Origin of the sequence: Williamsia herbipolensis, from assembly GCF_036153515.1 — a bacterium.
GTDB lineage: Bacteria > Actinomycetota > Actinomycetes > Mycobacteriales > Mycobacteriaceae > Williamsia_A > Williamsia_A herbipolensis.
On sequence record NZ_CP108021.1, the window covers coordinates 1,138,462 to 1,158,258 of the forward strand.

The following is a 19,797-nucleotide window of genomic DNA, read 5'->3' on the forward strand; positions in this document are numbered from 1 at the left end:
TCACCGGACAGGTACCGCCGCCGTCAGCGGAGGGCGACCAACTCGTGCAGCGTGGTGCCCGTCCGGACGTCCACGCGTCCGTCGTCGCGGGTGACCGACAGTCGGAAGTCGGACTCGAACCGGAAGTATCCGGGATGCCCGACGAGGCGGCTCACCAGCGGTCGCAGCACCTTGCTGCCGACGACGGGGATGTCGCCGAGCAGGTCGTGACCGTGCAGGACCGTGCGCACGTCGAGTCGCAGCTCGAGTCGCCCCGGGATGGTCAGCGAGATCCACGACGGGTAGTCGCGGCCGGCGTCGGCCTCGGGCAGCAGGGGCCCTTCCTCGAGGACGGCCTCACCGCTGCTGAGGATCACCTCGGCGCCGTCGGCCACCATCACCGGGGCGATCTGATGGGATCCGTACCCCTCCTGGGTCAACACCACCGCGTAGAGGAGCGAGTAGTCCTCGACGTAGAGGCGGCCCCAGTGCCAGCGGTCGATGACCTTGCGCATGTCCCCGACGCCCCAGTTGTGATCGGCGTACCCGGTGCCGGTCACCTCCCACCGCTTCGCACCGATCGACAGGCGACCGGTGACCTTCGCCCGCGGTCCCCCGACACACCAGCCGAACACCTCGCCGTTGCCGAAATGCGTCTCGCCCTGCCCCGGCATCCAGGGCGCGATCTCGTTCGCGAACTCGAGATCGATCACCACGTCGTCCTCGGCGAAATGCACGGTGTAGGTGGGCAGCTCGTCGTGGAACGTCACGTAGGCGAAGTTCTCCCCGACCGCGACGTCGCATTTCTCGACCGAGAAGTGGCATGCACGCGCCGGGTAGCGCTGCGCGATCTGTCGGCGGCTGCCGTCGGGCCCGTAGAGGATGATCTCCACCCACGGTCGGCTGCGCGGCAGGTCCTCGGGGCGACGCTTGGTGAGGAAGCCGACCACGGTGTAGCCGTTGTCGAGCGCGGCGTCGAAATACCAGTGCTCGAACGCCGTCAGCTTCGTCGACGCGTGCAGCGCATTGTGTTCCGGGCGCACGTCGGTCAACGACCCGTCGGCTCTTCCGGGGCCGTTCCAGGCCTCGACCAGGTCGGTTCTGCTCACGATGGGCTCCGTTCGTGGTGGTGTACTGGTGTGGTCATACGATCCCCTCGCGGACGAGGGCGCCGAGGTCGGCGTCGGTGAGTCCGAGCAGCTCGGTGTAGATCTCACGGTTGTGCTGGCCCGGTCGCGCCGAACCCGCCGAGCGCACCGATCCCGGCGTTCCGGTCAGGCGCGGTATCACGCCGGGGCCCAGCACTTCTCGCCCCAGCCGCTCGTCATCGTGCGCGACGAGCATGTCGCGAGCCCGCAATTGCGGGTCCTCCACGAGTTCGGCGACGGTGTTGACGCGCCCTGCGGGTACGCCTGCGGCGGAGAGCATCTCGACGATGTCCTCGGCGTCGCGGGTGGCGACGCGTTCGGCGATCATCTCGTCGAGCAGATCCTGGTGACGCCCGCGCGCCAGGTGGTCGACGAACCGGGGGTCGGTCGCCCATCCCGGCACACCGAGAGCCGTGCTCAGACGACCGAAGACCGAGTCCTGGTTCGCCGCGATCACCAGCCAGACAGCGTCTCTCGTGCGGTAGAGGTTCGAGGGCGCGATGCCGTCGAGTCGTGTACCCGACGGCTGCCGGATCACACCGGCGACGTCGTAGTCGGCGATCGTCGACTCGAGGACGGCCAGACATGCCTCGGTCAGGGCGACGTCGACCACCTGGCCCACACCGGTCCGGGTGCGGGCGTGCAGCGCCGCGAGGACGCCGTTGGCGGCGAAGACCCCGGCGAGGGTGTCGCCGAGCGACAACGACAGCCTCGGCGGCGGACCACCCGGGAACCCGTTGAGGTGTCGAAGGCCGCTGACCGCCTCGGCCACCGACGCGTACCCCGCACGCTGCGCATGCGGGCCGGTCTGTCCGTACCCCGACACCCGCGCGAGGATGATGCGCGGGTTGCGTTCGGACAGGATGTCGTAGCCCAACCCCCACCGCTCGAGTGTGCCGGGGCGGAAGTTCTCCACGATCACGTCGGCGTGCTCGGCGAGGTCGAGGAACAACCCCCGTCCGGCGTCGGTCCGCAGGTCGAGGGTGGCGGCGCGTTTGTTGCGGGCGTGGACCGTCCAGAAGACGTGCTCGCCGTCGACCTCCGCCTGTCCCCAGGTACGGAGCGGATCGGGTTGGCCCGGGGCCTCGATCTTGATCACGTCTGCGCCCATGTCGCCGAGGAGGCGGGCCGCGAACGGCCCTGCGATCAGCGAACCGAGCTCGAGTACGCGGACACCGGCGAGTGCGCCGGTGTCGTCGGTGGTGGTCGTCATCAGAAGGCGAGGTGGACGGTTTTCTCCTCGGTGTGTGCCGTGACCCCCGACAGACCGAGTTCGCGACCGAAACCGCTGGCTTCCCGTCCACCCCAGGGCAGATGCGGTTCGGGGACGCCCCATCCGTTGACCCACACCGTCCCCACCCGAAGCCGTGGGATGACCGAGTGCGCGGTGGAGAGATCCGAGGTGTAGATCATCGCGTTGAGCCCGAAGCGGGTGTCGTTGGCGATCCGGATCGCCTCGTCGGTGTCGCGGAAGGTGATGACGGTGGCGACGGGCCCGAAGATCTCCTCACGCGCGATGGTGAGATCGTTGGTGCCGCGGAAGACGGTGGGTCCGACGAAGAATCCCGGTCGGTCCACGCGCGCTCCGCCGGTGATGAGCTGCGCACCTTCGGATTTCCCGGTCTCGATGTAGCCGAGGATGCCGTCGAGCTGCTTGGCGTTCACGATGGTGCCCATCGTCGAGGCGGGGTCGCGCGGATCCCCGATCACCGAGCTCTCCGCGATGGCGACCAGGCGCGCCACGACGTCGTCGGCGATGGACTCGTGCACGAGGACGCGGGTGCCGGCGGCACACACCTGCCCTTGGTGATAGAAGTTGCCCATCGCGATCCAGGGCATGGCGGCGTCGAGATCGGCGTCGGGGAAGACGATCTGGGGCGATTTCCCGCCGAGCTCCAGGGTCATCTTGCGGAACTTGTCGCCCGCGAGCGGGGTGATGCCGCGCCCGACGCGCGGGCTGCCGGTGAAGGTGATCTTGTCGAGTCCCGCGTGTCCGGCGAGCGCGGCGCCGGCGACCGGCCCGAGGCCGGTGACCACGTTCACCACCCCGTCGGGCAGGCCGGCCTCGGTGAGCAGTTCGGCGAGTCGGATGGTCGACAGAGCCGCGTCCTCGGCCGGTTTCACCACGACGGTGCAGCCGGCGGCGAGCGCGGGGGCGAGTTTCCATCCGGCGATGACCGCCGGGTTGTTCCACGGGGTGATCGCACCGACGACACCGACCGGTTGGCGCATGGTGAAGCCGAACCGGTGCTGACCGGCGAAGTCGGGCAGCGCGGTGGTCTGGCCGGTGATCTTGTCCGCCCACCCGGCGAAGTGCCGGAACGTCCCCGCCGTGACGGGCATGTCCCCGGCGACGCTGTGCTGGTATAGCTTTCCCATCTCGACGGCCTCGAGCGCAGCCAGGTTCTCGGCGTCGGCCTCGATGAGGTCGGCGGCACGCGCCAGGATGCGGCCGCGCTCCGATCCAGGGAGTTCCGACCACACACCGCTGTCGAACACCTCGCGCGACGCGGCGACCGCCCGGTCGACGTCGTCGGCCGTCGCCGCGGCGATCTCGACGACCGTCGACTCGTCGGCCGGGTTGATCGAGGTGTAGGTACCGCCGTCGGAGGCCGCGACAGCGACACCGCCGATGCGCAGTGTCGGGTCCGGTAGTACCGGATCGACGACGGGGGCGAGAGCGGGAGCGGTCATCGTGTCCTCGGATCTGTCTCGGTGGCGACTGTGGTGCCGGTGGCCTGGGCGTCGAAATACGGTGTGAGGCCCGACCAGACGGCGTCGTAGTCGGGTTGGCGGTGAGCGGCCGACATGGCCGTCGGGGTGGTGACGAGCGGGAAGCGCGTCTCGAACATGATCGCCATGGTGTTGGCGAGGTACTGCGGTTCGAGGTCGGCGTTCGTACCCATCTCGAAGGTGGCGAGATCGGGGCCGTGCGCGGCGAACATGTTGTGCAGGCTGGCCCCACCGGGCAGGAAGCCCTCCGCCTTGGAGTCGTGGACGCCGTAGATCAGACCCATGAACTCGGTCATCACGTTCCGATGGAAGTGCGGCGGACGGAAGGTCCGTTCCGCCACCATCCAGCGGGGCGGGAAGGCGACGAAATCGACGTTGGCCTGCCCGGGATGCCCCGACGGTGAGGTGAGCACGGTGAACACCGAGGGATCGGGGTGGTCGACGTTGGCGTTGGTGATGGAGCTGAACGATTCGAGATCGTAGACGTGGCAACCGTGGTTGCCGTGCCAGGCCACCACGTCGAGCGGCGAGTGGTCGAGTTCGGTCGCCCACAGGTGACCGCCGAACTTCACGACGAGCTCGACCGAGCGCGCCCCCTCCTCGAATGCCGCGACCGGGTGCCGGAAGTCGCGCGCGTGCGCCAGTCCGTTGGCGCCGATGGGCCCGAGATCGGGCAGAACGAACGGGGCACCGTAGTTCTCGCACACGTACCCGCGGATCGGTCCGTCGAGGACGTCGACCGCGAACTTGATGGCGCGCGAGATCAGCACGATCTCACCGGGACGGGCCTCGACGACACCGAGTTCGGTCCGCACCCGGATGCTGCCGGTCTCGGGCACGATGAGCAGCTCGCCGTCGTTGTCGGCGAGGTAGCGGTCGGTCATGGAGCGCGCCGCGGTGTACTGGTGGACGCCGATACCGGTGCGCGCCAGCACATCACCGTTCGCGCCGATCGTGTACAGACCGTCGAGGAAGTCTCCGGTCGAGGTCTCCTGCGGCAGCGGGTTCCACCGGAGTCGGTTCGGGTCGGCGTCGCCGGCGATCGGCGCGGTGGCCAGGTGACGGTCGTCGATCCGGTGGTACGCGCCGTGCGCGGCGGTGGGCATGATCCGGTACATCCAGGTGCGGCGGTTGATCCCGCGCGGCTCGGTGAACGCGGTACCGGAGATCTGTTCGGCGTAGAGACCCATGGGCGCCCGCTGGGGCGAGTTCTGTCCCCAGACCAGCGCACCGGGGACGGCCTCGGAGTGGTGTTCGTTGCCGAAACCATGGAGATAGTCGAGCGACGTGCGCACCCGCGTCGGGGGTTGCGTCGCAGGGCGGTCGGTGATCTGGGTCATGGTGTCGGTTCCTTCACGGGGTGATGACGGGTGCGGGTCGGGTGCCGGTCAGCGACGCAGCGCGCCCGATGCGTCGAATTCGGCTTCGCGGCCGTCCATCTGGGCGCGGTACCAGCTCTCGCGGTGCCAGCGCATCCACCTCTCGTGCACCCGACCGATCGGGGGCACGCGCCGGGCGAGTTCGACACCGGCGATCAGCGGTACGCGGCCGAGGACCCACAGCAGCCACGGGAAGGCCGAGGGCATCTCGTATCGGCGATAGGTCTGCGGGAACATGAACAGTCGCGCGTAGGCGGCGTAGACGCCGCCGTTGTAGACCTCTCGCAGCCGCCGCACACCGGTGTGACCGTCACGGGCCGCGAACGCCTTCGGGAACGAGGTGATCAGTTCGGCTCCGTGGTCGCCGGCGTCGTGGCTGCGCGCGACCGACACCAGCGCCAGCAGTCGCAACGAGTCGGAGATGGTCTGGGGGTACCAGCGGCTGCGCACGCCCACCACGTGGCCGAGGTAGCGCTGGAAGGCGATGAGGTCGTAGATCTCCGACCGGGTCGTCTGGATGCCCGTGGTCCAGAGCGCGAGCGCGGGCGCCACGCTGCCTCCGAGAAGCGTCATCATCATGTACGACTGGCTGATCGGGATCCCCCACTTCGAGGTGTCCCACTCGGGGTGTTCGGCGACGCGACGCCGGACCGAGACGTGCATGACCCGCACCATCATGGCGGTCGCCCGTCCGGTCGATCCCGGTGTGAGCAGTGCACCCGGCTCGGAGACGTCGATCCAGAACCGTGCGGTCTCGAGGAATCGGCGCAACGCGTTGTCGCCCGCGTACCCGCCCGCCAGCGACAGCGGTGTCGCGACGGCTGCCTCGGTGTACATCTCGAGGGTGATGCCGCCGGCGACACTGAACAGCATCGTCCCCCAGCGCCGCCAGATGCGTGCGCCGGCCTCGACCACCTCGGGGTCCACCCAGTCGGGTACCGACTCGAACTCCTCGAACAACGCGACCATCGACGGCGGTGGGTTCTCGATCGACGACAATCCCTCGGCGAGTGCCTTCTTCAACATCGCGCGACCCTCGACCGGGCCGATGTCGCCGTAGAAGACCTCGTCGACGAACCGCTCGGCGACCGGGTCGGCGGTGAACATGTCCGCACAGAACGCGTCGATCTGGTCCTGGGTCGGCAAGATGTCCTTGCCGGTGAGCCGACGCGCGAGCGTGCGTGCGCGACGCATCCCCGGGGTGTTCATGCCCTCGCGGTACGGGAATGCCGTTGCGACGTCGGGGTGTACGAGGTCGTCGAAACCCGAACGGTCGGCCGGGGCCCCCGTCGGGGTTACAGCCGGGGCAACGGTCGGGTCGTCTGCGTGGGTGGTCATGCGATCTCCGCTGCGTGGTGGTCTGGGCGGTGGTGGACGTACTCGCCGACGCCGAATCCCCGCGTGGGGAGCCAGTCACCGATGGTCTCGGCGATACGGGTCACGCCGTCGGGCTGGTCGACGAGGTAGTGGTTGAGGTCGTCGAGTTCGACATGTGACACGTCCGGGTCGCCCGATGCCCGGGCCATGTCGTCGGAGTCGCTGACGAAGGCCGCCTGATCGGCGCGCAGGCACACGACCTGGGTCGGGGTGGTGACCGTGGTGAGGTTGCGCAGGGCATCGGCGTGGGTGTGGTCGAAACTCCAGGTGCTCAACCAACTCCGCGCCGTCGCGAAGCGGGCGAGCCCACCGGCGGCGGAGTTGGCGGCCTGCGGGTCGCCGTACATGCTGCCGACCCGGCGGTCGCTCGGATCGAGGGTCACGTCGACGAAGCGGGGATCGCCCACGGTGCGGTGGACCACGAACGCTCGATCGGACGCTCCCGTCTTCTCGAGACGTTCGATCTGTTCGAGCGCCCACGCGTCGATCCGACGGACACGGGCGAGCTGCGCGTCGCGGTAGGCCGACACCCACTCGCGGTCGAGCGGGACCGTGCGATCCGGCGCGTAGAGGTCGAGGTCGGGGTCGGTCGCGTACGGATCGGCCTCGTCGGTCACCGCGGCGTCGATCCAGTGCCGGAGTACGCGCGCACGCCCGGGGTGCGCACCGACAAGTACCAGTCCGTCGGCCGGTTCGCAGTCACCGAGGTCCACCGGATCGCCGGCCGGCGTCCGGGTGACCGTCGGCGAGAGTGCCTGTGACTGATAGAACGACGCGAGCGAGCCGCCCCCGGAGAACCCGAGCAGGATCACCTTCTCGAATCCCAGCTCCTCGCGCATCCACCGCACGCCCTGACCGAGGTCGTCGGCGGCGCGTTCCATGATCAACGCAGGCTCGTTCGTGGTGTAGCGGGTGTTCACCGCCATCATCGGCAGACCGCGCTCGGCGAGCCCGCGGAGCAGGAAGTGGGTGATGAAGCTCGATGCCGGATGCGCCATGAGGATGCCGACCTCGCGCGAATAGGTCTCGCCGGCAACGAAGTTCGCCGCCAGCGTCGGATAGTGGCGGGTGAGGCCCGAATGACTCTCCACGCGACCGTCGTTCGCCGGACGAAACGGTATGCGCTGGAACCGATCGACGAGATCTGCGATCACCGGCGACGTACCTCCCTCTCGATGGGGTCGCATTCTGCGACCTGAATCACAGGCGGACTGTACCATACCGGATGGTACGTGATTCGACTTCGAGGAGACATCCATGACCAGAACAGGCGCCGCCGAGGCACCCGGCGACGAGACCACCGACGACGAGGCGACCGCCACCGTCAACGGCAGCGCCGACACACTCGACGAGCCCACGCCCGAGCGGGGTTCCGCTCACCGACTCCGTCGTGCGGTGGTGCCGCTGGCGGCCGCGCTGCTCGTCGCCGGCGCCGGTGCGGCGACGTGGTGGACGCACGCCGAGACCGTGGCCGACACCGAGCGGGCGGCACTCGACGGGCGCTATCTCTCGGCGGCACGTCAGATGGTGCTGAACCTGATCACGGTCGACCCCGCGGACGCCTCGGCGGTCACCGACCGCATCCTCGACGGCGGGACGGGTGAGTTCCGGTCGGAGTTCGCCTCCCGCGCGGACAGTTTCGTGTCCGTGGTGCGCCAGGCCGCGGTGAGCACCAAGGGCTCGGTCACCGAGGCGGGGATCGAGCGTTCCGACTCCCGCACGGCCAGCGTGTTGATCGCGGCGACGTCCACCGTCACCAACGGCGCCGGCGCCGACAACGAACCCCGCGTATGGCGTCTGCGACTCACGCTCGCCCACGACGGCGACCGCATCCTCACATCGAAGGTGGATTTCGCGGTATGACCACACACGACGATCTCGACACGCCAACCGTCGACACGACCGACGAGCCCGACACCGACATGACGGTCGACACCGACACCGACAGCGCTCCGGACGGAGCCGAGGAAGCGGTGGCCATCGAACGCCCCGAGGCAACCGGGAGAACTCGGCGGCGCACACGACGGCGTGCGGTCGTCCTCACCGGTGGGGTCGGCACGGTGGTGGTCGCACTGGGTGCCGCCTCGCTGTACTTCCATCTCGACCACCGCGACTCGGCCGCGGTCGCCGCCTCCCGCGCCGACGCGATGACCGCGGCGACCGACGGCACCCGCGCGGTCCTGACCTACCGCGCGGGCAGCGTGGATGCCGATCTCGCCCGCGCGGCAACGTTTCTCACCGGCGATTTCCGCGACTACTACACCAAGCTGGGGACCGATGCCATCGCCCCGAACGCACGCTCACGCGGGTTGTCGTCGGAGGCGGCGGTCGCGGGGACCTCGACCATCCGCGTCGACCGGGGCTCGGCCGGGGCCCTCGTGTTCGTCAACCAGTCGGTGACCCCGGCATCGGGCGCGGCGTCGGTGACGTCGACCGCGATCCGGGTGCACCTCACCGAGGTCGACGGGCGGTGGCTGATCGATCGCTTCGAACCGATCTGACGCGGCCGCCACCGGCAACGTCAGGCCGGCGGGACCAACAGATCGCGGAGCGGGATCGGCCCGTGCGCGCGCACACCGGTCACCCGGGTCACGCGGTCGTCGTCGGCGACGAACTCGCCGCGGCGCGGATCGTATTGGCGCGCGGCGACAACCGGCCGGGGCGTCGACACCGCATCGGACGCAGGCGCCACGACGGGGGCCGTCGGCAGTCGTGGAGCACGCCCGCCCGCGAGTTGCCGACACAGCGTCACCGTCGCGGCCCGGTATCCGGGGTACTCGAGGCAGGGGAGGTTACGGGCACCGCGTACCGACCGCGGATCGCTCGGGTCGACCTTGCAGTACAGGTTCTTGGGGGCCGGTGCCGGTGACAGGTCCGCCGGCGACCGTCGCTGGGACGGGTCGAGGAAGCCGGTGATGCAGGGCGGCGGGTCGTTGAGCCCGGCCGCGGCGAAGAACGTGTTCTGACCGGGATCGTCAGCGTTGACCAGCCCGGTTCCCTGGGTGGCGGCGATGAGCGGCGGATAGAGGACGAGCACCTGCTCCAACGCCGGGTTGTAGACGGCGAGAACCTGTTCGACGGTGGTCAGGTTGGCCAGGAGGATGCCCACGGTGGGGGCGACGTCGTCGAAGAGTGCGGTGGCCTCTGACGCCGCTCCCGGCGCCCTGGCCAGCACACCGCGCAGTGCTGCGTCCGAACCGGCGAGCGACCCGGTCACCCGGGCCAGCGATGCCGCCCAGGCACCGATGGCGTCGGCGCTGTCGACCTGGCTGTCGAGAACCGGACCCAACCGGTCGATCACCGTGGCGGTCGGGGTGATCGTGTCCGCCGCCTCGGCCATGATGTCGCTGACGGAATCGACCAACGACCGCAGAGCAGGCCCCTGTCCGTCCAGGGCCGTGAAGCTCTCGTCGATGACGACACGGAGATTCGTCGCGTCGACCGACGCGAGCAGTGACTGCACCTGCGCCACCGCGTCGGAGACCGGTGTCGGCAGGCGCACCCGGTCGGCGCCGATCACCGCACCGTCGGTCAGGTCGCGGTGCGGATCCGCCCCGTTGCGCGGATCGAGGGCGACGTACATCTCCCCCACGGCCGACATCGGCGCGATCGTCGCGTCGAGGTCGGCGGCGATGTGGGCGTCGGACGAGATCGACAGCCGAGCACGGGCACCGATGTCGGTGGCCTCCACGGCGGTGACCCGTCCGACGACGCTGCCGCGGTAGGTGACGTTGGCGTTGGGATAGAGACCGCCCGCCGAGGTCATGTCGACGGTCACCGCGTAGCGGCCGATCCCCGCCTGCTGCGGCAGTTGTGCGTAGAGAACGCCGACGACCGCGACGGCGATCACCGAGATCACCGCAAAGACGACGAGCTTCCACCGGATCGTCCGGGTCAGGTTCACGGTGTGCCTCCCGGCGACGGACCGATTGCCGGTCGGGGTGTCAGCAGATCGGTCAGACCGGGCGCCGGGCGCGACGAGGAGGCCGGCGCCGCGCGCCCGACGATGCCCTCGACCCCGGACAGCATCCCCTGCAGCGGGGTACCGAGCAGCAGCGCGTTGTCGAGGGTCGTGAGTCGGAGATCGAGGGTGACCTCGCCGTTGGCGTAGTCACCTCGGACGGCGTTGGCGTAGGTGTCGATGGGGAACGGATAGGTCAGCAGGTACCGCGTCGACTCGGTCAACGACTTCCCCGAGTCGGCGAGAGAACCGAGAATCGGTGGCAGCGCGGCGAGATCGGCACGCAACGCCGAACCCGACGCCGTGACGATCGACGTCGCGGTGCGGGAGAGGGCACCGAGCGAGTCCAGGGCACGGGTCAGATCGACGCGTCGCGTGGCCAGCACCGACAGCGCCGGTCGCAGCGACTCGATCGCGTCGGCGAGCGTCTCGCGCTGGGCGGCGACCCGGGTCGTCAGGTCGTCGAGACCCTCGATGGCCCGGGTGATCTGGGCGCGTTGTCCGTCGAGATCGCCGAGGAGGGTGTCGAGACGACCGATCACCGACCGCGCCGCCGATTCCCGCCCGCCGATCGCAGCGTTCACCTCGCGGGTGATGTCCTGGATCTGGTCGATCCCGCCTCCGCCGAGCACCATCGACACCGTCGCGAGCGTCTGTTCGGTGGTCGGGTACGCACCCGCGTGGGCGAGGTCGATGGTGTCGCCGGCGCGCAACGACCCGTGCGCCGCCTGCCCGGACGGCACGCCGAGTTCGATGTGCGCCGACCCGAGCAGGGTGGTCTGTCCGATGGTGGCGGTCGCATTGGCCGGCACCCGGGTGTGCGCGTCGAGCGACACCGTCACCAGCGCGTGGGAACCCTGTACCTTGAGATCGGCGACGCGTCCGACCTCGACGTCGTCGACGAGGACCTGCGAGTTCCGTTGCAGCGTAACCACGTCGGGCATCCGGATCCGTACCTCCCAGGCGCCGTCACCGCGGCCGTGTGTGCCCGGTAGCGCGATCGAGTTGATCCCCTGCCATCCACACGCCGACGCGGTGCACGCCAGGACCAGCGCGAGGGCGGCGACGACGGGCGACCGACGCCGGAGTCCGCGGGCCGCCATCATCGACCGCCCTGTGGGACCAGCATCGACGGCAGGTCGGGTGTGGACGGCGTGGCACCCTTTCTCGCCGAGGGGGTTCCGGGCCGCAGCGACGGTTCGCTGTAGACGAGTTGGTCGGGTAGCGCGCCGACGCCACGGGTGGGATTGAACGCGATCGGCGGGTAGTCCGCGGTGAGCAGTGACAGCAGTGGACCGAGATACCGGACGCACAGCGAGGCGCCGCGTTCGGCGCTGCTCTGTTGGGCAGCCGCGATCGCCGAACACACGAACTGCACCGGGTTGGCGAAGTTGCTCAGCGCCAACGCCGAGGTGATCGAGTTGTGCGCGGGTTGGTAGATGTTGTTCAGGTTCGCCAGTGCGGTGGGCGTGACGTGGAGCACCTGGGCGAGATCGTCACGGTGTGAGGCCAGTTCGCCGGCCACCAGGTTCAGGTTCTTCAGCGCGTCGGAGAGGCCGGGCCGGTTGTCCTTCACGAAGGAACGCACCTCCCCCAGTGACACGTCGAGATCGCCCAGCGCCGAACCGATGTCGTCACGGTTGCGGTCGAGGATCGCGGTGACCGACGCCATCCGTCGGTGGAAGGAGACGATCTGCTGGTCGCTGTCGGACAGGGCCTCGACGAACACCGCGAGGTTCCGGACGACACCGAACAGGTCGGTGCGGCCGTCGGAGATCGTGCGCAGCGCGGCGGAGAGGGATCCGAGGGTCGAGTTCAGCGCGCCGCCCTGTCCGCGCAGGTTGGCGGCGGCAGAGTCGACGAGTGCACCGGCGGCACCCCTGGTCTCGCCGTTGCGGGGTGCCAGTGCTTTCGACACGCGTTCGAGTTGCGCGGTCACCTCGTTCCACTCGACGGGGACCGCGGTGCGGGCGATGGGGACGACCGCGCCGTCGGTCATCCGCGCCCCACTCGTCCATGCCGGCGTGAACTGGACGAACCGACCGGACACCAGCGACTGGTTGAGCACCACGGCGGTCGCCTCGGCGGGGACGGGTCGTGCGCGGTCGAGCCGCAATACCACCTCGGCGTGGTCGACCCGCGGGTGTACCTCGGACACCTCACCGATCCGTACTCCCACCACGCGGACGTCGTCGCCGACGTAGAGCCCGGTGGCCGAGGCGAGTTCGACTCGCACCGAGTAGGTCGTCAATCGCGGGACCACGGCGTAGGACACCACCGCCGCGAGCGCGACGATCGCGGCGAGAATCGCCCATGTGCGACGAGCTGTCATCGTCCGCCCTGTCGTCCGGGGGTCGGGAGACCCTGCCGTGCCATCGCATCGCGGATGAACGGCTCGATGATCTGGCCCGGGATCAGGTTGGTGATGTACGAGCTGAAGAACGGCCCGCTGGCCACCGCCTCACCGAGTTCGGTGACGTAGGGGCCGAGGTCGGCCAGCGCCTTGCCGATGTTGTCGCGGTTGTCCCGCAACACCCCCAGCACGGAATTGACCCGGGTCAGGGTCGGGGTGAGCTGGGCTCGGTTGTCCCGCACGAGGTCGGTGAGGCTGCGCGCGAGCGCGGAGACGTTCGCGAACAGGGTCTCCACCGTCTGGCGCCGTCGATCGAGCTCGCCGAGTATCTCGTCGGCGGCCAGGACGAGTGTGTTGATCTGCTCGCTCCGCTGGGCCAGGACCCCGGTCACCCGCCGGGCCCGGTCGAGCAGGGACCGGAGATCGGCGTCACGGGCGGCGACGGTCTGCGACAGGCGTCCGACACCGTCGACCGCCGAACGCAGGTCGTCCGGGGTCTGCGACAACGTGTCGTCCAGGGCGCGGAAGGAGTCGGCGAGCTGATCGGTGTCGGTCGCGGCGGTGCTGCGCGCGAGGTCACCGAGGATGGTCGACAGGTCGTACGGCGACGTCGTCCGCGCCAACGGGATCTCGCTCCCCGCCCGCAACGCGCCGCCACCCTCGCTGGTCAGCCGCAGGTTGCGGGTGCCCAGGACGGTCGCCGTCGCGATGAACGCGCGGGTGGACTCACCCAGGCTCGGGTTGCCGGAGACGGTGAACGCGACCTCGACGTGGGCGCCGTCGAGATCGATCGACCGCACCCGTCCGCTGGCGACACCTGCGACCTCCACCTCGGCGCCCACCTGCAGGCCGCCCGCATCGGCGAACTGTGCGGTGTACTCGCGTTCCGACGACAGGAACGGCAGGGTGGCGACGTTGCCTGCGGCGACGGCGACCAGGACGGTGACGATCAGCCCGACCGCACCGGTGCGTACGGTGTCGACGCGGTCGTATCGGTTCATCATCGCGGCGCGCACCTCCCGTGGTCCTGGCCGATGAGCGGCGTCGTGAGGTCCTTCCCGTCAGGGCCGGTGAGCTTCAGTCGGATACCGCACAGGTAGTAGTTGAAGAAGTTCCCGTAGGCGCCCAGCCGGGTGAGTGCGGTGTAGGTGTCGGGCAGTCGACCCAGCACGCTGTTCACCGTGTCGCGTCCGGCGTCGAGTTGGGTTGCGGTGCGTCGTAGTTCGCCGATGGTGTCCCGGACGGGGTGGCGTGTGTCGCCCAGGAGGTCGGCGAGGGAGCCCGCAGCCGTGTCGACGCGGGTCAGTGCCGTCCCGACGGTCGAGGAGTCCGCGGCGAGGCCGGCGGCGAGCTGCGAGGCCGACGACAAGGCCTGCGAGAAGTCGTCTCGATGATCGTCGAGGGTCCCCAGGACCGCATTGAGATTGGTGATGAGACCACCGATCACCTCGTCGCGGTCGGCGAGGGACGAGGTGAGCGACGCGGTGCGCGCGAGCAGTGAGGCGACGGTGCCGCCCTGGCCCTGCAGGACCGCCAACAACTCCGAGGACAGTTGGTTGACCTGGTCGGGGGCGACGGCACGCAGCAGCGGACGGAAACTGCCGAGGAGCAGGTCGAGATCGAGGGCGGGCGTCGTCTGCTGCAGCGGGATCGTGCCGCCTGCCGGCAGGGGTGTGGGAGCGCCCGGACCGTCGAGCAGTTCGAGGTACCGGTCGCCGGTGAGGTTGAGGTAGCGGACCATGGCGCGGGTTCCACGGGTGGGTCGGTAGGAGTCGTCGACCCCGAGATCGACACGCACACGGTTCTTCCCGGTGATCCGCACACCCGAGACCGAGCCGACCTCGACCCCGGCGACGGTCACCCGGTCGCTCGATCGCAGCCCGGACACGTCGGAGAACTCGGCGTGGAATCCGCGGGTGCTGATGAACCGGACGTCACCGAACACCACGAACAGACCGCCGAGGACGAGGGTCGTGACCGTCACGAACACACCGAGCCGCAGCCACCGCCACCGCGTCATCATCGCCGACCCGCCCAGTCGCTGCCCAGGAGCAGCTGCAGGATCGGACCGTTGACCAGGCGCGGGGAGGTCGGCCGGTCGGCGTACGGGTTCGCGCCGGTGTCGGCCACGACGTACGGCGCCGGGATGTCGCCGGCACCGAGCCGCGGCAGGGCCCCGCAGCGTGGTCCTCCCCCGGCCGAGACCTTCGGCAGGTTGCCGGGATAGGTGTACGGCGCGGCACCCAGGACGATGGTCGAGTTGAGCAACATGGTCGAACCGTTTCCCCCACTCACCTTCTCGGCGTTCTCCGAGGCGAGGTCGGCGCCCTTGAGGAAGCAGCTGAACTCCGGCGAGTACCGCGCCAGGAGTTCGGCGGTGGGTTGCAGCAACTGGATGGCCGAGACCAGCGCACCCGAGTTCGGCGAGAGCACGCGGTTGCCGCTGTCGCCGAGGCCGATCGCCGACATCAGCACCGCGTCGAGATCGCCGGATCGTTCGTCGAGGGTGCGGGCGGTCGGTGTGAGGTTGCGCAGCGACGCCATGAGGTCGTCGGCCGAGCCGGCGTAGATCTGCGCGGTCGTCGCCCCCGACCGCAGGTCCCGGTTCAGCGCGGGCAGTCGTGCGTTCACCGACCGGACCACCGCGTCGGTGTCGTCGATCGCGGCACCGATGCGTGCGCCGTTGCCCCGCAACGCCCCGGCCAGCGCGCCGAGCACGGAGTTCAGCTTGGCGGGCTCCACCGCGCCGAGAACCCGGGTGAGCGACTCGAAGACGGTGTCGACCTCGACGCTCACGGAATCGGCGTCGATCGTCTGGCCACGGGTCAGTCCCCGGGCCCGGGTGACGGGAGGATCAATCAGCGCAACGGCTTTCGCGCCGAAGACCGTCGGCGAGGAGATGTCGACCCCGGTGTCGACGGGGACCGAGCGCGCGGCGTCGGCGGCCACCGCGATCCGCACGACGGCGCCGTCACCGGTGTCGTCGACGGAGGTGACGCGACCGACGGCCACCCCGTGGCGCGTGACGAGCGAACCCGGACTCATCGCGAGGCCCGCTCGCGGGGTGTGGACCGACACGGTGACGGTGTCGGCGAGATCGCCGCGGAACGAGGCGACGGTGACGTAGCCGACGGCGGCGAGCAGACATGCCGCGGCGAGTGCGCAGGCCCTGGTGATCAGGGTGTCGGAGACCCTGGTTCTCGAGGTCGTGGCGGTGGTCATGGCGTCATCCGGCGAGACGCAGTTGACGTGCACTGCCGTACAGGGCGAGCGCGATGACGAGGGTGACCGTGACGACCGCGAGCAACGACAGCCGCACCGCACGCCCGGTGGCCATGCCGACCCCCTCGGGTCCGCCGGTTGCGTGGAACCCGTAGTAGGTGTGGATGATCATGACGATCGCGGCCATCACCAGTGCCTGCAGGAACGACCACATCACGTCGGTCGGGATGAGGAACGTCGCGAAGTAGTGGTCGTAGACGCCGGGCGACTGGCCCATCACGACGACGGTCACCACCCGGCTGGCGAGGAACGACGTGATGAGGCCCAGTGCGTAGAGCGGGATGATCGTCACCATCCCGGCGACGATGCGGGTGCCCACGAGGTAGGGCACCGACGAGATGGCCATCACCTCCAGGGCGTCGATCTCTTCGCTGATCCGCATCGCACCGAGTTGGGCGGTGGTGCCGGCGCCGATGGTCGCGGCGAGACCCACGCCCGCGGTGACCGGGACGACGACACGGACGTTGACGTAGGCGGCGAGGAACCCGGTGAGCGCGTCGACGCCGACGTCGCCGAGTGTGCTGAACCCCTGTACGGCGACCGTCGCGCCGGCGAAGAGGGTGAGGAACCCGATGATGACGACGGTGCCGCCGATCATCGCGAGAACCCCTGTCCCGAGGCTCAGTTCGGAGATGATGCGCAGGGTCTCGACGCGGTGGCGGCGGACGGCGCGCCCGGTCGAGGCGACCGACACCACGGTGAACCGCGCGAGCGCGCCGAACCGGTCGATCGAATCCCCCACGCGTCGTAGCTGTGTGGTCATCATGCGTGCGGACGGCCGCTGTGCGAGCGTCACAGCACCGTCCCGCCGAGGGCGACGCCGATCGCGGTGAGGACGAGATTGAGGACGAACAGGGCGGCGAAGGCGAACACCACGGTCTCGTTGACCGCGTTGCCGACGCCCTTGGGGCCACCCGACACCGAGAGTCCGCGGTAGCAGGCGATGAGCGCCGCCACCAGACCGAACAGAGCGGCCTTCACCTCCGACAGCACCAGCTCGGGGAGCCCGACCAGCAGCGTGACCCCCGACGCATAGGCGCCGGCCCCCACGTGTTGGACGTAGACGGAGAAGACGAACCCGCCGACGATGCCGATCGCGCAGACGGTTCCGTTGAGCAGCACCGCGACCACCGTCGAGGCGAGCACGCGAGGCACCACGAGGCGGGCGACGGGATCGATGCCGAGCACCTCCATCGCGTCGATCTCCTCGCGGATGGTCCGTGACCCGAGGTCGGCGGTCATCGCGGTCGCCCCGGCACCGGCGACGACGAGAACGGTGACGAGCGGGCCGATCTGGGTGATCGCGCCGAACCCGGCTCCCGCACCGGCGAGGTCCTTCGCACCGATCTCGCCCAGCAGCGAGTTGAGGGTGAACACCACGAGGACGGTGAACGGGATGGACATGAGGATGGTGGGGATCAGCGACACCCGCACGAGGAACAGCGCCTGCGCACCGAACTCGTCGACCTGCACCGGTCGCCGGAAGATCGCCCTCGCGGTGTCGGCGGACAGGGCGTAGAACTCTCCGATCGCACCGAAGGCGCCCCGTGTCGCCGCCACGACCGACGTCGAGGATGCGGCCATCAGGCCCTCACGCGGTAGCGCAGCATCATGTCGTGGTCCTCGTGGTCGAGGATGTGGCAGTGCCACACGTAGCCCTGCAAGGTGGACGGGTGCATGTGCGGTCCGGAGGCGGGATGCATGCCGTCGTGCATCGAGTGGTCGGATGGTGGGGTCACCGATGGTGCCGGCGCGGAGGGCATCTCGGCCGGCGTGGTGCCGGGAGCCATGGGGGCCGGCGGCGCGGACACGGGTGCCGCGGGCGAACGCCCGCCCGTGGTGTCGAGGGTGCCCGCGAGGGGGTCGGCGGCGAAGGTGGCGTCGGGGTCGAAGCCGAGTTCGTCGGCGGCCGGGAAACGGACCACCACCTGGGTCACCGTCCCGCCGTCGGTGCGCACGGTGTCCTTCCAGCCGGCCTCCCACGGTGCGGGGCCCAGACTCGGCCCTGCGTAGAACCTGTCGGGGGCCGGCGCCCAGCGGGTTCCGATCGCCGGTTGTGGATGTGCGGCCTGGTATTCCACGGTGCGCAGAGGTCGCCGCCCGAGGATGCGGAACGTCACGAGGTGGATGTGGATGGGGTGCGGATCCGGGGTGACGTTGATGATGTTCCAGATCTCGGTGGTCCCCTGTCTCGGCATCTCCAGCTGGGGATCGGAGTAGCGGAGATTGTTGAGCGACATGATCGCCGGCGGCAATCGCAGTGCGTAGGGCTGGCTGACCGTCACGTTGCGGACCGACGTCGCGGTCGCGATGGGCGGCAACACATCCGGCAGCCCGGGACGGCCACGGAGACGGCTCGGCACCCGCCCGCGGAAACCGGTGCGCGACGACGCCACGAACCGCCCGAAGACCGGCATGCGGACCTCGCCGAGCATCGCCGCCTGGAACGGCGGGTCCTCGCGGTTGCAGAGGTCGACGGTGTCGCCGGGGCGCAGTCCGGAGAAGTCGACGAGGACGTCGTACCGCTCCCCCGGTGCGATGCGGAACGATCGCACGCGGACCGGTGCGTCGAGCACCCCGCCCTCGTTGCCGATGACCCACATCGGGGTTGCGTCCGAGAGGTGTAGGGTCCACACGCTGTACGACCCCGCGTTGAGGATGCGGAACCGGTAGAGCCCGCGGTCGACGGTGATCTTCGGCCACACGGTCCCGTTGATCATGCCGACGTCGCCGACGGCCCCGCCCTCCCAACGGCCCTGTGGCACCACCGGTGTCGAGCGCAGGCTCATGTGGCCGTCGGCGGTGAAGATCTTCTCCTGCAGGATCAATGGGTACTCGTACTCGCCGGACGGCAGTCCGAGCCGGTTCGAGGCGTCGCCGGTGTCGTGGTCGTCGCGCAGGAGGAAGTTGCCCGCGAGTCCGGCGTAGACGTTCGTGCGGGTGATGCCCATCGCATGGTCGTGGTACCAGAGGTGTCCGGCCTCCTGCCGGTTCGGATAGTGATGCACGGCGGTTCCGACCCGCGGCATCAGCAGCCGTTCGGGGTTGCCGTCGCTGTCGGGTGCGGTGACCGCGCCGTGCAGATGCAGGCTGTTCGGCGGGCGGTCCCGGTAGCTCTCGCTGACGCCGTGCAGCGTGGTGTCGATGTCGGCGGCGAAGGGGTGGCGCAGGAGTTCGTTGCGGTAGCGGAAGGTGGTCGGTTCGCCGATACGACCGTCGATCGTGGCGCCGAGATAGGGCATGTCGGAGTAGCCGAACGACGGCACCGACGGCAGGTCACGGTGCATGCGCGCGCGCCCGGATCGAGCGGTCACCGACAGGTCGCCGACCCCGGATCGCACCGGTGGCGGGACCATCTCGTCGACGAACTTCGCCAGCGGCGGCGAATGGAAGATCGTGGGCAGCGGGAACGGGTACGCCGGCGGATAGTCGGGACGGGCGGCGGCTCGAGGTGCGAGTCCACCGACGGCGGCGAGGCCTCCGATGGCCGCGGTTGTCCGAAACAGCTTCCGTCGACTGATCTCCTGTGACACCGAATCCTCATCTCGTCGGTCCGAACTCCGGTGACAGTACCATTCGGTATGG

At 69.6% G+C, this 19,797-nt stretch carries 17 protein-coding genes; 2 read left to right on the forward strand and 15 right to left on the reverse strand.

The annotated features are described in order from the left end of the window. Window positions 1–23: 23 nt before the first annotated feature. The 6 genes from OG579_RS05165 to OG579_RS05190 form a co-directional block, all read right to left on the reverse strand. On the reverse strand, window positions 24–1,088 hold the full coding sequence (locus OG579_RS05165; protein ID WP_328858324.1) for a lipocalin-like domain-containing protein: 1,065 nt from the start codon (window positions 1,086–1,088) through the stop codon (window positions 24–26). A 34-nt stretch (window positions 1,089–1,122) separates the two neighbouring features. Continuing rightward, window positions 1,123–2,340, reverse strand: a complete 1,218-nt coding sequence (locus OG579_RS05170) for a CaiB/BaiF CoA transferase family protein (protein WP_328858325.1) — start codon at window positions 2,338–2,340, stop codon at window positions 1,123–1,125. After that, a complete protein-coding gene (locus OG579_RS05175) occupies window positions 2,340–3,821 on the reverse strand; it encodes an aldehyde dehydrogenase family protein (protein WP_328858326.1) in 1,482 nt (493 codons plus the stop codon). Before OG579_RS05175 ends, OG579_RS05170 begins: the two co-directional genes overlap by 1 nt. Then, entirely contained in the window at window positions 3,818–5,200 is a 1,383-nt protein-coding gene (gene hmgA / locus OG579_RS05180) for a homogentisate 1,2-dioxygenase (RefSeq protein WP_328858327.1), read from the reverse strand. The genes OG579_RS05175 and hmgA overlap by 4 nt, the downstream gene beginning before the upstream one ends. A gap of 48 nt (window positions 5,201–5,248) precedes the next feature. Next, the gene (locus tag OG579_RS05185) at window positions 5,249–6,448 is read right to left on the reverse strand and encodes an oxygenase MpaB family protein (protein WP_328859163.1); all 1,200 of its coding nucleotides are present in this window, start codon (window positions 6,446–6,448) and stop codon (window positions 5,249–5,251) included. Between the two features lie 125 nt (window positions 6,449–6,573). Further along, window positions 6,574–7,770 (reverse strand): alpha/beta hydrolase, encoded by a 1,197-nt coding sequence (locus OG579_RS05190; protein WP_328858328.1) that lies wholly within the window; start codon window positions 7,768–7,770, stop codon window positions 6,574–6,576. Between the two features lie 103 nt (window positions 7,771–7,873). Here OG579_RS05190 and OG579_RS05195 point away from each other — a divergent pair, with 103 nt between their 5' ends. Together OG579_RS05195 and OG579_RS05200 are read left to right on the forward strand one after the other, a co-directional pair. Beyond that, window positions 7,874–8,479 (forward strand): hypothetical protein, encoded by a 606-nt coding sequence (locus OG579_RS05195; protein WP_328858329.1) that lies wholly within the window; start codon window positions 7,874–7,876, stop codon window positions 8,477–8,479. Next, complete coding sequence (locus OG579_RS05200; RefSeq protein WP_328858330.1) at window positions 8,476–9,117, forward strand: hypothetical protein; 642 nt, start codon at window positions 8,476–8,478, stop codon at window positions 9,115–9,117. Before OG579_RS05195 ends, OG579_RS05200 begins: the two co-directional genes overlap by 4 nt. 20 nt (window positions 9,118–9,137) lie before the next feature. Here OG579_RS05200 and OG579_RS05205 read toward each other — a convergent pair whose 3' ends face one another. Genes OG579_RS05205 through OG579_RS05245 form a run of 9 tightly spaced genes read right to left on the reverse strand, consistent with a single transcriptional unit; the run spans window position 9,138 to window position 19,745 of the window. Then, entirely contained in the window at window positions 9,138–10,520 is a 1,383-nt protein-coding gene (locus tag OG579_RS05205) for an MlaD family protein (protein ID WP_328858331.1), read from the reverse strand. Beyond that, on the reverse strand, window positions 10,517–11,683 hold the full coding sequence (locus tag OG579_RS05210; protein ID WP_328858332.1) for an MCE family protein: 1,167 nt from the start codon (window positions 11,681–11,683) through the stop codon (window positions 10,517–10,519). The genes OG579_RS05205 and OG579_RS05210 overlap by 4 nt, the downstream gene beginning before the upstream one ends. Next, on the reverse strand, window positions 11,680–12,909 hold the full coding sequence (locus OG579_RS05215; RefSeq protein WP_328858333.1) for an MCE family protein: 1,230 nt from the start codon (window positions 12,907–12,909) through the stop codon (window positions 11,680–11,682). Before OG579_RS05215 ends, OG579_RS05210 begins: the two co-directional genes overlap by 4 nt. Beyond that, window positions 12,906–13,934 carry an MCE family protein gene (locus OG579_RS05220; protein ID WP_328858334.1) on the reverse strand — a complete coding sequence of 343 codons (1,029 nt, stop codon included), beginning with the start codon at window positions 13,932–13,934 and terminating at the stop codon, window positions 12,906–12,908. The genes OG579_RS05215 and OG579_RS05220 overlap by 4 nt, the downstream gene beginning before the upstream one ends. Continuing rightward, window positions 13,931–14,953: an MCE family protein gene (locus OG579_RS05225; RefSeq protein ID WP_408068751.1), complete on the reverse strand. Its 1,023-nt coding sequence runs from the start codon at window positions 14,951–14,953 to the stop codon at window positions 13,931–13,933. Before OG579_RS05225 ends, OG579_RS05220 begins: the two co-directional genes overlap by 4 nt. Further along, a complete protein-coding gene (locus OG579_RS05230; protein WP_328858336.1) occupies window positions 14,950–16,152 on the reverse strand; it encodes an MCE family protein in 1,203 nt (400 codons plus the stop codon). Before OG579_RS05230 ends, OG579_RS05225 begins: the two co-directional genes overlap by 4 nt. 4 nt (window positions 16,153–16,156) lie before the next feature. Next, window positions 16,157–16,978 carry an MlaE family ABC transporter permease gene (locus OG579_RS05235; protein ID WP_055790905.1) on the reverse strand — a complete coding sequence of 274 codons (822 nt, stop codon included), beginning with the start codon at window positions 16,976–16,978 and terminating at the stop codon, window positions 16,157–16,159. A 26-nt stretch (window positions 16,979–17,004) separates the two neighbouring features. Beyond that, entirely contained in the window at window positions 17,005–17,796 is a 792-nt protein-coding gene (locus OG579_RS05240; protein WP_328858337.1) for an MlaE family ABC transporter permease, read from the reverse strand. Beyond that, window positions 17,796–19,745, reverse strand: coding sequence for a multicopper oxidase family protein (locus OG579_RS05245; RefSeq protein WP_328858338.1), 1,950 nt, complete (start codon window positions 19,743–19,745; stop codon window positions 17,796–17,798). The genes OG579_RS05240 and OG579_RS05245 overlap by 1 nt, the downstream gene beginning before the upstream one ends. Between the last annotated feature and the right edge of the window lie 52 nt (window positions 19,746–19,797).